Source organism: Pusillimonas sp. SM2304 (genome assembly GCF_031628915.1).
Taxonomy (GTDB): domain Bacteria; phylum Pseudomonadota; class Gammaproteobacteria; order Burkholderiales; family Burkholderiaceae_B; genus Pusillimonas_C.
In genome coordinates this window covers 1200760-1213480 of the sequence record NZ_JAVLUJ010000001.1, presented here as the reverse complement: position 1 = coordinate 1213480, position 12721 = coordinate 1200760, and the positions used below count along the sequence as shown (strand labels likewise).

The 12721-nt window shown below is 63.4% G+C and carries 12 protein-coding genes; 7 read left to right on the top strand and 5 right to left on the bottom strand.

Going from position 1 to position 12721, the window contains the following annotated elements; translation table 11 throughout:
• Window position 1: 1 nt before the first annotated feature.
• Window positions 2–781, bottom strand: coding sequence for an enoyl-CoA hydratase-related protein (locus RE432_RS05510; protein ID WP_310932250.1), 780 nt, complete (start codon window positions 779–781; stop codon window positions 2–4).
• A 45-nt stretch (window positions 782–826) separates the two neighbouring features.
• Window positions 827–2365 carry a carboxyl transferase domain-containing protein gene (locus RE432_RS05505; protein WP_310932249.1) on the bottom strand — a complete coding sequence of 513 codons (1539 nt, stop codon included), beginning with the start codon at window positions 2363–2365 and terminating at the stop codon, window positions 827–829.
• Between the two features lie 287 nt (window positions 2366–2652).
• Here RE432_RS05505 and RE432_RS05500 point away from each other — a divergent pair, with 287 nt between their 5' ends.
• The 5 genes from RE432_RS05500 (at window position 2653) to RE432_RS05480 (ending at window position 8282) form a co-directional block, all read left to right on the top strand.
• Window positions 2653–4215: an ABC transporter substrate-binding protein gene (locus tag RE432_RS05500; RefSeq protein ID WP_310932248.1), complete on the top strand. Its 1563-nt coding sequence runs from the start codon at window positions 2653–2655 to the stop codon at window positions 4213–4215.
• A 52-nt stretch (window positions 4216–4267) separates the two neighbouring features.
• Window positions 4268–5014 carry an SDR family oxidoreductase gene (locus RE432_RS05495; RefSeq protein WP_310932247.1) on the top strand — a complete coding sequence of 249 codons (747 nt, stop codon included), beginning with the start codon at window positions 4268–4270 and terminating at the stop codon, window positions 5012–5014.
• Between the two features lie 74 nt (window positions 5015–5088).
• Window positions 5089–5457, top strand: a complete 369-nt coding sequence (locus RE432_RS05490; protein WP_310932246.1) for a YkvA family protein — start codon at window positions 5089–5091, stop codon at window positions 5455–5457.
• 13 nt (window positions 5458–5470) lie between these two features.
• Window positions 5471–6913, top strand: a complete 1443-nt coding sequence (locus RE432_RS05485) for a DUF2868 domain-containing protein (RefSeq protein ID WP_310932245.1) — start codon at window positions 5471–5473, stop codon at window positions 6911–6913.
• Window positions 6900–8282: a DUF3482 domain-containing protein gene (locus RE432_RS05480; RefSeq protein ID WP_310932244.1), complete on the top strand. Its 1383-nt coding sequence runs from the start codon at window positions 6900–6902 to the stop codon at window positions 8280–8282. Before RE432_RS05485 ends, RE432_RS05480 begins: the two co-directional genes overlap by 14 nt.
• Before the next feature lie 8 nt (window positions 8283–8290).
• On the opposite strand, the gene RE432_RS05475 is transcribed toward RE432_RS05480, so the two are convergent.
• The 3 genes from RE432_RS05475 to RE432_RS05465 are packed head-to-tail and all read right to left on the bottom strand — an operon-like array spanning window position 8291 to window position 10308.
• The gene (locus tag RE432_RS05475; protein ID WP_310932243.1) at window positions 8291–8794 is read right to left on the bottom strand and encodes a TPM domain-containing protein; all 504 of its coding nucleotides are present in this window, start codon (window positions 8792–8794) and stop codon (window positions 8291–8293) included.
• A gap of 12 nt (window positions 8795–8806) precedes the next feature.
• On the bottom strand, window positions 8807–9694 hold the full coding sequence (locus tag RE432_RS05470; protein WP_310932242.1) for a YgcG family protein: 888 nt from the start codon (window positions 9692–9694) through the stop codon (window positions 8807–8809).
• Window positions 9694–10308, bottom strand: coding sequence for a LemA family protein (locus RE432_RS05465; protein WP_310932240.1), 615 nt, complete (start codon window positions 10306–10308; stop codon window positions 9694–9696). The genes RE432_RS05470 and RE432_RS05465 overlap by 1 nt, the downstream gene beginning before the upstream one ends.
• A 323-nt stretch (window positions 10309–10631) precedes the next feature.
• Between RE432_RS05465 and RE432_RS05460 the strand changes: the two genes are divergently transcribed.
• A complete protein-coding gene (locus RE432_RS05460; protein WP_310932239.1) occupies window positions 10632–12050 on the top strand; it encodes a DEAD/DEAH box helicase in 1419 nt (472 codons plus the stop codon).
• A 39-nt stretch (window positions 12051–12089) separates the two neighbouring features.
• The gene (locus tag RE432_RS05455) at window positions 12090–12719 is read left to right on the top strand and encodes a LysE family transporter (protein WP_310932238.1); all 630 of its coding nucleotides are present in this window, start codon (window positions 12090–12092) and stop codon (window positions 12717–12719) included.
• The last annotated feature ends 2 nt before the right edge of the window (window positions 12720–12721 follow it).

The following is a 12721-nucleotide window of genomic DNA, read 5'->3' as shown; positions in this document are numbered from 1 at the left end:
GCTAACGCCCCCGATAAACCGGCTTTCGCTTTTCAGCGAACGCCGCGCGCCCCTCGCGCCGATCGTCGGTATCGCGCAAGGCTCCCCATGCGCTGCGCTCGGCGTCCAGGGCGTGCGCAAGCGGCAAATCAGCGCCTTGATAAACCAGTCTCTTGACAGCCCTGACCGCCAGCGGCGCATTGTCCACAATGCGCCGCGCTATCTGCATCGCAGTGGGCTGCAGCGCCTCGAACGGCACCACCTTGCTGAGCAGCCCAATGCGCAAGGCCTCGGCCGCATCAATCGTATCGCCCGTGAGCAGCATCATCATGGCATCCGAACGGCCAACCAGGCGGGGCAAGCGCTGCGTCCCCCCCGAACCCGGAATGGTGCCGACCCGCACCTCCGACAAGGCAAACCTGGCGTTATCCGACGCAATGCGAATGTCGCAGGCCAGCCCAATCTCCAGCCCTCCACCCATGGCATAGCCGTTGAACGCGCAGATCAAGGGCTTGTCAGTCTGTATGCCCGCCGTCAGCGAATCATTGAACCGCGCGCCGTAAGTCAGCTCGGCAAATGACTGCAGCGGCGGCGGCGTGCGCTTCAGATCAGAGCCCACACAGAAACTGCGCTGCCCCGCGCCTGTCACGACCGCCGCAAAGATTGCTTCATCTTCATCGATACGGCCCCATATCTGCTGGATTTCCCGGCGCATCGGATAGTCAATGGCATTCATCGCCTCGGGACGATTGAGCGTGACGACGGCAATGCCGGATTCTACTTTGAAATCAACGGCCATCATCACCCCTGCTGAACCCGCCCGTCCGTGCCGGCCCGCCGAATGCCGTCATGGGTCTATCCTGTGCTTGAAGCCAGCCGCGCGCGACGCCGCTGTCTTTTCAAGCGTATCGATAATGACCTGGCGCATTTCCGCCGGATCGATCACATCGTCGATAAGACCCATGGCCGCCGCCTTGTACGCACTGGAGTCCGCCTTCAAGCGCTTCATGATCACGGCTTTGTGCGCTTCCGGGTCGTCCGCCTGGGCAATGGCCTTTCCATGCACAAGCTCAACGGCCGCCTCGGGCCCCATGATGTCGAAATGCGCGGTCGGCCACGCAACAATCGTGTCGGGATTCATGCTGCGCCCGCATAGCGCCAGATACGCCAGGCCGATTGCCTTGCGCGCCACAATGGTGATCTTGGGCACCGACGCGGCACACACCACATTAAGCAAACGCGCCGCCAGCGATACCATGCGCTCTTTCTCTATCGCGGGCCCCACCAGAAAGCCGGGCGCATCAACCAGAAACACCAGGGGGATGTGGAAGGCATCGCACATCTCGATGAACTTGCGCGCCTTGCGCGCCGATTTCTCGTCCAGGACACCGCCGCGCGCCATCGGATTGGACGCGACAAACCCAATGGACTCGCCGTTGACACGACCCAGCGCGGTGACGATGCTGGGACCGTACTTCGGACGCCAATGGAATAGCTCGCCGCCATCCACCGTCAATGCAAGCACTTTGCGCATGTCATAGGCCTGCTTGTCGAGCAAAGGGATCAGGCTGCGCAACTTTTCGCAACCTTCTTCGGTATCTACCGCTGCCGGGCGGGCCGGCACACGCGGCGGAAGCTCCCAGCAGTTGGACGGCAAGTACGACAGGAATTGCCGTATACCGGCCATGGCATCCGCTTCGGTATCGCCCACATGGTCCACTTGGCCTGTTACCGTGGCGCTTCGGTCAGCGCCCCCGATGTCGTCGCTGCTCACGGTTTCGCCGATGCCCACCTTGACCACGACAGGACCGGACATCCCGATAAAGCCAATGTCGCGCACAATGGTGACGAAATCCGACTGGGCGGCGGTGAACGATGGTCCGCCGAATGCGGCGCCCATGACGCCCGCCACCTGAGGCACTTTGCCCGACATGCGAAAATGCTCGGCAAACCGCGAGCCGGCCCCTGCCGCCATCGCCCCGAACACCTCCTGGACCCGCGCGGCCCCCGCTTCCATCAGGGCAATGTAAGGCGCCCGATGCGCCAGCGCGGCCGCCCTGACCCGCGCCACCTTGAGCTCGCCCACGCGGCCCCGGGTGCCGCCCAGCACGGTGGCATCGTCCGACGCCACGTAGACAATACGGCCATCGATTTTCCCGTGCCCCACCACGATCCCATCAGCCGGCGTACGGTGCGCCAGGGACTCATGCAGACTATGGCCATGCAAGCCCATTTCGACAAAGCTGCCCGGGTCCAGCAACAAATCAATCCGCTCACGCGCCGACAGCTTCCCTTTTGCACGCAGCTTTTCCAGCGCCTCGTCGCTGGTCGACCCACGCACCGCCTTGCGGCGGTCGTACAACTCTTTCAGCAGCTCATCATTCATGTCTTTCCACCTTCGCACAAGCCTGATTTTTCAATATTCCAAAAGTCCACTTATTGAAATAGAATTTTTTATATATTAAATCAGTCTAAGACAATCGTCTATTCCCGAGCACGGATAGTTGACACATTATCAGCTATTGCGTAGCATTTTCATGCTGATATACCAATCCCCCGCCACGAAAAACAAGCATCCTAATAGTCCATATATTGGATAATCATAATAATTCTGGCAGATAAATATCAGAAATAAGCCGATATCCGGCAACATCAACCAAGGAGACAAACCACATGAATTCCCTTTTTAGATCCCGCTCTCCCGCAGCACTGATGCGGCTGGCGCAAAGCACTGTGCTGACCCTTGCCTGCGCCGCATCCGGCATGGCGTGGGCTCAATCAAAACCCGCGGTGGACAAGCAAACGCTTGTGATCGCCCTGGACAAAGAAGTTCAGAGCCTAGACGCACAAGTCACCGCCAGCGGCGACTCGCAACGATATGCGCTGCAGATCTACGACACGCTGTACGGCTTTGATGCCAAAGGCAACATCATCCCGCGCATGGCCGAAAGCTATGACATTTCACAGGATGGCCTGACGTACACATTCAAGCTGCGCAAAGGCATCAAGTTCCACAACGGCGATGAACTCACATCAGAAGACATCAAGTTCTCGGTCGAGCGCATTATCGATCCGGCCTCGCGAAGCACCCGGCGCCCCTACTTTGCCCCGGTGATCGACCGCATCGAGACGCCCGATCCGCTGACCGTGGTCATGACACTGAAGTACCCCGACGGCGCCTTTTTGAATAAGGTCGCCGGTTTTCTGTTCATTACCGGGAAGCAGTACACGGCATCTCTGGCCAAGCCCGAGGACTTCGCCGCATCACCCATAGGCAGCGGGCCCTACAAAATCAAAGAAAACAGAATTGGGCAGTTCCTGACCCTGGAAAGGTTTGAAGACTTCTACGGCACCAAGCCCGACATCCAAACCATCACCTACAAGTACATCCCCGAGGCCACCAGCCGGGTCAATGCGATCTTGACCGGCGAGGTCGACATCGCCGCCAAGCTTCCCCTGGCGGATGTCGCCCGCCTGCGCAGCGAACCATCGCTCACGGTCATCAGCAACCCGGTGTCTTCGCCCATGCACGTCCGGCTTTATTCCGATGATCCCGAATCGCCGCTGCATAAGCGCGATGTACGCCTGGCGCTTAACTACGCGATCGATGCGGATGCCATCATCAAAAGCGTCTTCCATGGCATCGGCGCGCCCATGGGCACCTTCATTTCCAAGTTCTACCCCTATGGCAGCAGCCCCGACATACAGCCTTACGGCTACGACCCCGCCAAGGCGCGCGAACTGCTCAAGAAGGCGGGCTACCCCAACGGCTTCGACATTGTCCTGAACGATGCCGTCGGCACGCCAAAGGAAATGGCGGAAGCCGTGGCGGCCTACCTGGGGCAAGTGGGTGTACGGGTCAAGATCAACCGGATCGACTACGCCGCATGGAGCCGGCTGAACAATGCCCACAAAACCGGTCCCATGACCACGACACAGTTCACCAACGCCATCTACGATCCCATCCATCCCATAGGCGGATCATTCAAGAAAGACGGCCCTTGGTCGAACTACTACAACCCCGAGGTCGAGGCGCTGATCACGGAACTGGACAGCACCACCGGCGCCGACGCCCGCGGCGCCCTGTTCCGCAAGATCGGCAAACTGCTGCATGACGATGCCGCGGCATTGCTGGTGACCGAACTGTTCGACGTATTCGCCATGAAGAAGGACGTGGACTGGGAGGTCCAGGAAGGCTCCGGGTTCATCAATTTCCGTCAGGTCGGCTGGAAATAATGATGGCGGGCGCCCGTTGCCGGGCGCTCTTTCTTTTACCCAGGAGGAGAACATGTCCCATCCATCAAAAGGCATTATGGTGGTGACCGGCGGCAGCCGCGGCATAGGCGCTGCCATATCGCTGCTCGCCGCCGGGCGCGGTTACGACGTATGCATCAACTACAGCACCCATGGCGACAGGGCGCAAGGCATTGCCGCGCAGATAGAGGAAATCGGACAAAAAGCCATGATCTTCCAGGCGGATGTGTCGCAAGAAGCAGAAGTTGCCGATATGTTTCGAGCCGTCGACAACAAACTGGGACCCGTCAGCGCACTGGTCAATAATGCCGGCATCAGCGGCGGCTCGGCGCGCGTCGACGAGTTGGACGGCCACGCCCTGGACCTGATGTTCCACATCAATATCAAGGGTACTTTCCTGTGCTGCAAGGAAGCCCTGCTACGCATGTCCACGCGGCATGGCGGCAAAGGCGGCGGCATCGTGAACTTCTCGTCCGCGGCCGCCAGGCTGGGCGCCGCCGGCAGGAATGTGCACTACGCCGCCAGCAAAGCGGCCATCAATACACTCACTTTCGGCCTGGCGCAGGAAGTCGCCGCAGAAGGCATCCGCGTCAATGCCATCAGCCCGGGGATGATAACCACTGAAATGCAAGACCCCGAAAGACTGGCCCGCATGACCCCCATGCTGCCCATGCAGCGCGCCGGTTCTCCGGAAGAGGTAGCCCAGGCAGCCCTTTGGCTGCTGTCCGACGAGGCTTCCTATGTATCCGGCACGGTTCTGGGTGTTTCCGGCGCCCGCTGATCCAGGGTGATGCCGCAGAAGGACGACGGTCTATACAATATCGGTAAAGGGTCATACCGTTGCCCGGAGGCATCATGAACAGTTCCCGATACCAAAGCATGTATACACCCGCCCGGTTCTGGCAAAAGCTTGGGCCGCGCGCCCGGTCCGCCAGCCGTACGGTTGTTGAAAAAGCACTCTATCTGTACTACGCGGTCCAAAGCGCCAACACGCCCAAATGGGCCAAGCGCGTTATTTACGGTGCGCTGGGCTATTTCATTTTTCCGCTGGATGCCATCCCCGACCTGGCGCCGCTGGTCGGCTACACCGACGATCTGAGCGTCATGGCGGCGGCACTGGCCACGGTTGCCTTCTACATCACCCCCGATGTGAAGGCGCAAGCCCATCGCAAGCTGGACGAATGGTTCGACACGCCAGCCGGCCGCGCGCATACGGATGCCTGACCCCCAAGCAGGCATGAGGCAACACACCTCGTTCCAGGCCAGTTGGCTGGCCGAAACCCTGCGCTTGCGCGAAGCGCTGTGGGGCCCGCTGGAAGATGCCAGCGAAGTGCGGCGCGCCCGCGCGCACGGGCAGGGTTTTACCGACAGGGTCCTGTTGCGCGCCCAGTACCTGGGCAAGCGCGAAAAACTCGATCAACTGATCAGGAAATGGACCCAAGGCGCACGCATTGCGCTGGTAGCCATGTGCTGCCTGGCACTGGCCGGCGGCGCCGGCCTGGCGCTGGGCGCATTGGGAGACGGCACCCGTCCCGTGAACCTGCTGCTGGCATTGCTGGCCCTGCTGGGCCTGAACACACTGACATTGGCATTCTGGCTGCTCAGCTTTGCGCTCAAGAGCGGCGGCGGTGCATGGCTGGGCGAAGCGTGGCTATGGCTCACCCACAAACTGGCGCGCGGGCCGGACGCGGCGCTGGCGCCGCGCGCCCTGATGGAAATGCTGAGCCGGCAGCGGGCGCTGCGCTGGCTGCTGGGCGGCATCAGCCATGGACTATGGTCGCTCGCTCTGGCCAGCATGCTGCTGACCCTGCTGGCCCTGCTGTCGGCGCGACGGTACAGTTTCAACTGGGAAACCACCCTTTTGTCGCCCGATGCCTTCGTGACGGTCACCACCTGGCTGGGCTGGCTGCCTGCCCGCCTGGGCTTCACCATGCCGCCTGAAACGCTCATACGCATCAGCGATGGCCTGCACACCTTGCCCAGTGCCGCGCAGGGCATGTGGTCCAGCTGGCTGATAGGCTGTGTCGTGACCTATGGCCTGTTGCCGCGGCTGCTGGCCCTGGCCTGCAGCGCCCTACGGATCAGAAAGACCATGGCCGCCGTGGGTCCGGATGTCAGCCTGCCGGGCTACGCCGAGCTGCGCGACCGCCTTGCCCCCACCAGCGAACAAGCCGGCATCGACGCGCCCGATGGGCCCGGCTTCCAGGCCCGTGTACAACAACGTCCGGGGCTGCACCATCTGCCCGGCCAGGCGGTGCTGGCCGGCATTGAACTGTCGCCGGACACTACCTGGCCTCCATCCCCCCTGCCCGCCAGCGTGGCGGATGCCGGGCTGATAGATAGCCGCGCGCAGCGCAAAGCCTTGCTCGACACCCTGCAGCAACAGCCTCCCGGCCGCCTGCTGCTGGTGTGCGACCCATGTCAAACACCGGACCGCGGCACGCTGGCCTTGCTGGCGGACCTGGCCAGCCTGGCGGACCAGGCCCGCATTGCGCTGCACGCGGACACGCCCGCCGCCGGCGGCAGCGCGGCCACCCGGCGGGCGGCCTGGCTCGACATGCTGCAGGCGGCCGGGTTCGCCACGGAGCAGATCGCGACCGATACCGCCGCCGGCCTGGCCTGGCTGGCGGCCGGCGCCGCAGGCGATGAACACAGAGGCGACGCCCATGCCGCATCCTGACCCCGTCTTGCGCCTGGCCGTGGTGGGCCACACCAATACCGGCAAGACATCCCTGCTGCGCACCCTGACGCGCGACGCCGGATTCGGGCAGGTCGACGACAACCCCGGCACCACCCGCCATGTGGAAGGCGCCCGGCTGCTGGTGGACGGCGCCGTCGCTGTCGAGCTGTACGACACGCCGGGCATGGAAGACAGTATCGCCCTGCTGGACTATCTGGATCTGCTGGCTCCGCCCAGCGAGCGGCTGGACGGCCCTGAACGTGTGCGCCGCTTTCTGCAAAGCCCGGAAAGCCGGCGCCGCTTCGAGCAAGAAGCACGGGTGCTGCAGAAGCTGCTTGATTGCGACGCGGGGCTGTATGTCATCGATGTGCGCGACCCTGTGCTGGGCAAGCACAAGGACGAGCTGGCGATTCTGGCCAGTTGCGGCCACCCGCTGCTGCCCATCCTGAACTTTACCCATAGCCGGGGCGAACGCCTGGCCGCATGGCGCGAGGCGCTTGCCCGGCTGGGGCTGCACGCCATGGTGGAGTTCGACACGATCGCCCCCGCCCTGGATGGCGAAGCCCAGCTATACGACAAGCTGGCCGTGCTGATGGACCATCATTCGGCACTATTACAGACGCTCAAGCAGGACGTATTGCGGCAGCGCGACCTGCGCCACGCCGACGCCCTGCGCCTGATTGCCGAACTGCTAATCGACGTGGCCGCCTGGCGGCTTGCCAGCCTGCCCGAACAAGACGCGCTGGAAGCCACGACGAAAACCTTGCGCCGGCAGGTGCGCGAACGGGAAAACGCCTGCGTGCGCGCCCTGCTCAAACGCTACAATTTCAGTGTCCGGGATTTTCCAGCCCACCCGCTGCCGCTGGAAGGCGAGCGCTGGGGCATGGACCTGTTCCATCCACAGGCGCTCAAGGACGTCGGCATCCACGTAGGCAAAGGCATGGCCGCCGGCGCCATGGCCGGCGCTACGCTGGACGCCTTTACCGCTGGGCTGAGCCTGGGCACCGCCACGTTGCTGGGCGCGGCCGCGGGCGGGCTCTGGCAGGGCGCCGACAAACTGGGCAAGCGCGTGCTGGGCCGCCTGCAAGGCTATCAAGAGGTCAGCGTGGACGACGCCGTCTTGCGCCTGCTGGCCGTGCGTCAGCTTGCCCTGGTTCATGCACTGGAACGGCGCGGCCATGCGGCGCAGACCCCGATCGCGCTGGCATCCGACGATAGCCTGCAGGCCTGGCGCCGCGAGCGCCTGCCCGATGCACTGCGCGAAGCGCGCAGCCAGCCGCATTGGTCGTCACTGGCCGACAGCTACCAAACCAGCGCCCGGCGCCATGATGCCGTCCAGATGCTTGCGCGCAAGCTGGCGCAGGACTAAGCCAGGGATTACAGCAGCACCGGTTCGTTGGGCAGGTCGTTGGCATTGCCTTCCGGCGGCGCAGGCGGGCATCGCGTGACCAGTATTTTTTCGATGTCTTCCACCGCCGCCACGATGCCGGCGGCGTAGTCTTTCTGCTGCAAGCGGCCTTGCAGCCGGCCGCACACCTGTTCCCATAGCGCGTCGGGCGCGGCAATGCCGCGGTCGGCGATGATCTGTATATGGTGCCGGTCGAGCGCCAGGTAGAGCAGGACGCCGGTGTTCAAGGGGGTATCCCATACCCGCAAGCGTCCGAATACTTCCAGCGCGCGCAGACGGCTGTCCGGCTCGTGCGCCGGACTCACCGCCTCGACCACCAGCATCAGCTCGCCGGTATGGCCCAGCTCGCTTTGCCGGATACGCTCGGCAATTTGCGCCAGGACGCCGGCCGTGAAGTGCTTGCGGCGCAGCCATTGCCCCTCGAGGCTGGCCCAGCCGGTGAACTGCTTCCATGACGCGCTGTGTACTTGCACAATGACTCCTTCTTACCAACTGCCCGACGCGCCGCCACCGCCGCTGCCGCCGCCTCCGCCACCGCCAAATCCCCCGCCGCCGCCAAAGCCGCCGCCCCCTCCGAAGCCGCCCCCAAAACCGCCGCCCAGGCCGCCGATCACACCGCCACGGCGCGAAGCACGGGCCGAGCTGCCCCGCCCGCCCGCGCCGAACGCGCGGCCGGCGTGGCTAAGCACGAAGGCAGCCATGCCGGCCAGTATGCCGATCACCAGACTGTTGAACATCAGGAAGACGAAGATCCCCACGGCAAAAGCCGCAAACCCGGCGGGCATGAACAAGCTCATGGCCGCCAGCGGCAGCAGCATGACCAGCGGCGAGTCTTCATCGGCGCCGCCGCCACTGGCCGCGCCCGGGGCGGGCGCAGGCAGCGGCTCGCCATCGACCAGCTTCACCAGGCTATCGACCCCGGCCGTTATGCCGCCCGCATAGTCGTCCTGCTTGAAACGGGGGGTGATCTGTTCGCGTATGATGCGCCCGGCCAGCAAATCGGGCACAGCGCCCTCCAGGCCGTAGCCGACCTCGATGCGCAGGCGGCGATCATCCTTGGCCACCACCAGCAGTATGCCGTCGTCGATCCTGGCGCGGCCTATACGCCATTGATCGAACACCCGTCTTGCGTAGCTTTCTATGGTGTCCTCGCCAGTGGTCGGAACCACCAGCACGGCAATCTGCGCGCCCTTGCGCTGCTCCAGATCGGTCAGCGTGCGGCTCAGTTGCGCCTGGGCCGATGCATCGAGCGTACCGGTCTGGTCGGTCACCCAGCTTTTGAGCTCAGGCACCGGCGCCTGGGCCGCCTGCGCGGCCGGCAGCCAGGTAGTCAGGCAGAACAGCGCGCTCAGGACCAGGCGAACGAGCATCATCAGTACGGTTTCTCGGTTTCTGGCAGGGAGAACTGGACGGCGGGATCGCGGGTGATTTCTTCCTGCCGGGACACACCGTAGTTCTCGATGGTGCTGTAGCCGAATATCTTGGCAGTGATCAGCGTGGGGAATTGCCGGACGATCAGGTTATATTCCTGCACGGCCTGCACATAACGCCCGCGCTCGGTGGCAATACGGTTTTCCGTGCCTTCCAGTTGCGTCATCAGGTCGCGGAACAAGCCATCGCTTTTAAGCTGCGGGTAGTTCTCGGATACGGCAATCAGGCGCGACAGGGCCGACGACAGCTCGCCCTGGGCCTGGCTGAAGCGCGCCATGAGTTCGGGGTTCTGCAGGTCGGCGGCCGAAATCTGGATACTGCCGACTTTGGAGCGCGCCTCGGTCACCTGCGTCAGCACGGCGCGCTCGTTGACCATATAGGCATTGACCGAGTTGACCAGCTTGGGAACCAGCTCGGCGCGGCGTTCATACTGGTTCAGGGTTTGGGACCAGGCGGTCTTGACCTGCTCGTCCAGGCGCTGGATGTCGTTGTAGCCGCAACCGGCCAGCAAAAGGGAAAGCCACGGCAGCACGACGAGAAGAAGAAGGCGTTTCATTGAGGTCCACCAAAAAAGGAACAGGCAAATTACAGCAGGTTGCGCCCCGCTTGCCAATACGCCGGGCGCAGGGCGGACTGCGCGCCAGCCAATTTGACTATTCTTGACGCTGTGCCCGGCGTGTTGCGCACACTGCGCAAAACAAATGCTGCCCATCCAGCCCAAGTACGCTACAATGGTCAATTGTGCGCCGCACCAGTCAGCGCACTGCCTGCAGGCCGTTCTGGCCTTGCCTTTAGCTTTTTTGCTATCTAACTACTTTTATCGTCTGCCTAGATTGGTATCTCTCGACTCGAGCGATAGGCTGTCGCTGGAGTGATTTCTTGAGTAATCCAACCCCCTTTGCCGCCCTTGGGCTGGCAGACCCCCTTTTGCGTGCTGTGGCCGACACCGGTTACGAGCACCCCACCCCCATCCAGGCCCAGGCCATCCCCCAAGTCATCAAGGGAGGCGATTTGCTGGCCGCGGCGCAAACCGGCACCGGCAAGACCGCCGGCTTTACCCTGCCCATCCTGCACCGCTTGCTGCAAAACCCTGCCCAGGGCCGCAAGCCGGGCCAGCCGCGCGTGCTGATCCTGACCCCGACACGCGAACTGACCGCCCAGGTGGAAGAATCCGTACGTACTTACGGGCGTCACACCTCGGTGCGTTCCATGGTGATGTTCGGCGGCGTCAACATCAATCCGCAGATCAGCGCCTTGCGCAAACCGCTGGACATCCTGGTCGCCACCCCCGGCCGCCTGCTGGATCATGCCCAGCAAAAAACGGTCGACCTGTCGGGCGTCGAAATCCTGGTGCTGGACGAAGCCGACCGCATGCTGGACATGGGCTTTATCCGCGACATCCGCCGCATTCTGGCCCTGCTGCCCAAGAAGCGCCAGAATTTGCTGTTCTCGGCCACGTTCTCGGACGAAATCCGCGAGTTGTCCAAAGGCGTGCTGAACGATCCGATCGAAATCTCGGTGGCGCGCCGCAACACGGCTTCGGAACTGGTTGCCCAAAGCATGGTGCTGACCGAACAGGCCCACAAGCGCGATCTGCTCAGCTACATCATTCGCGAAAGCGGCTGGCATCAGGTGCTGGTGTTCACCCGCACCAAGCACGGCGCCAATCGCCTGGCCGAAAAATTGGTCAAAGACGGCCTGTCGGCAGCGGCCATACACGGCAACAAGAGCCAGGCGGCGCGTACGCGCGCCCTGGCCGGCTTCAAAGATGGCAAGGTCGCCGTGCTGGTGGCCACCGACATCGCGGCACGCGGCATCGATATCGACCAGTTGCCCCATGTCGTCAACTTCGAACTGCCCAATGTGCCTGAAGATTACGTGCACCGCATCGGCCGCACCGGCCGGGCGGGCAGCGCGGGTTCCGCCATGTCGCTGGTGGACCGTTCCGAAATCAAGCTGCTCAATGCGATCGAAAAGCTGATCAAGCGGCCCATCGACCGGACCACCATCGAAGGCTGGTCGCCCGACATGGTCAAGGCCGAACCGGCCCACGTGCGGGCCAGTGACGAAGACCGGCCACGGCGCTCGAACACGCCGCGCCGTCCCGGTAATGGCGGCGGCAACAACGGCGCCCGGCCGGGCGCGCGTTCCGCCGGCAGGCCCCGCGGCGAAAGCGGCTCGGGCCGCCCCGCCAATGGCGCTGCGCGAACCGGGCAGCCGGCTTCCGGCCAGGCCCGCCCCCGCAGCGGCGCCAGCCGCGGCAATGGCGGGCAGCGCGCCGCATTGCTGGGAAAATAAAGCGTATTATTTCGGCTTCCCAACCCGGCTGATCGATTTATGTCTTTATCCACCTGGCTTGCCTTTTTCGCGGCGTCCTGGGCCATTTCCTTTTCGCCCGGCCCCGGCGCGATCTCCGCCATGGCGTCGGGCCTGAAGTATGGCTTCAGGCGCGGCTACTGGACCACGGTCGGCCTGTTGCTGGGCATCTTGATCCAGTTCCTGGTCGTCGCGGTCGGGCTGGGCGCGCTGCTGGCCGCTTCGGAAGCCGCTTTCGCCATCGTCAAATGGCTGGGCGTGGTCTACCTGATCTACCTGGGCTGGAAGCAGTTTCGCACCGACGCCGCCCCGGTGGCCGTCGAGGCCCACGACCCCGCGCCCTTCAAGGCGCGCGAACTGGTGGTGCGAGGCTGCCTGATCAACATCACCAATCCCAAGGGCACCGTATTCCTGCTGGCGGTGGTGCCGCAGTTCCTGAACCTATCGCAACCCCTGGCGCTGCAGTATGCGGCCATTGCGGCGACCCTGTGCTTTACCGACATGGTCGCCATGGCGTGCTACACCACGCTGGCCGCCCGCATATTGCGGATGTTGCGCAGCCCGCGTCATATACGCTGGCTCAATCGCACCTTCGGCGCCATGTTCATCCTGGCCGGTACGGTGCTGGCATCGTTTAGCCATCATAAATAATC

Excerpts from the sequence above, each read along its gene's own strand:
- RE432_RS05510 (WP_310932250.1), bottom strand. The coding sequence starts at position 781 with ATGATGGCCGTTGATTTCAAAGTAGAATCCGGCATTGCCGTCGTCACG.
- RE432_RS05505 (WP_310932249.1), bottom strand. The coding sequence starts at position 2,365 with ATGAATGATGAGCTGCTGAAAGAGTTGTACGACCGCCGCAAGGCGGTG.
- RE432_RS05500 (WP_310932248.1), top strand. The coding sequence starts at position 2,653 with ATGAATTCCCTTTTTAGATCCCGCTCTCCCGCAGCACTGATGCGGCTG.
- RE432_RS05495 (WP_310932247.1), top strand. The coding sequence starts at position 4,268 with ATGTCCCATCCATCAAAAGGCATTATGGTGGTGACCGGCGGCAGCCGC.
- RE432_RS05490 (WP_310932246.1), top strand. The coding sequence starts at position 5,089 with ATGAACAGTTCCCGATACCAAAGCATGTATACACCCGCCCGGTTCTGG.
- RE432_RS05485 (WP_310932245.1), top strand. The coding sequence starts at position 5,471 with ATGAGGCAACACACCTCGTTCCAGGCCAGTTGGCTGGCCGAAACCCTG.
- RE432_RS05480 (WP_310932244.1), top strand. The coding sequence starts at position 6,900 with ATGCCGCATCCTGACCCCGTCTTGCGCCTGGCCGTGGTGGGCCACACC.
- RE432_RS05470 (WP_310932242.1), bottom strand. The coding sequence starts at position 9,694 with ATGATGCTCGTTCGCCTGGTCCTGAGCGCGCTGTTCTGCCTGACTACC.
- RE432_RS05465 (WP_310932240.1), bottom strand. The coding sequence starts at position 10,308 with ATGAAACGCCTTCTTCTTCTCGTCGTGCTGCCGTGGCTTTCCCTTTTG.
- RE432_RS05455 (WP_310932238.1), top strand. The coding sequence starts at position 12,090 with ATGTCTTTATCCACCTGGCTTGCCTTTTTCGCGGCGTCCTGGGCCATT.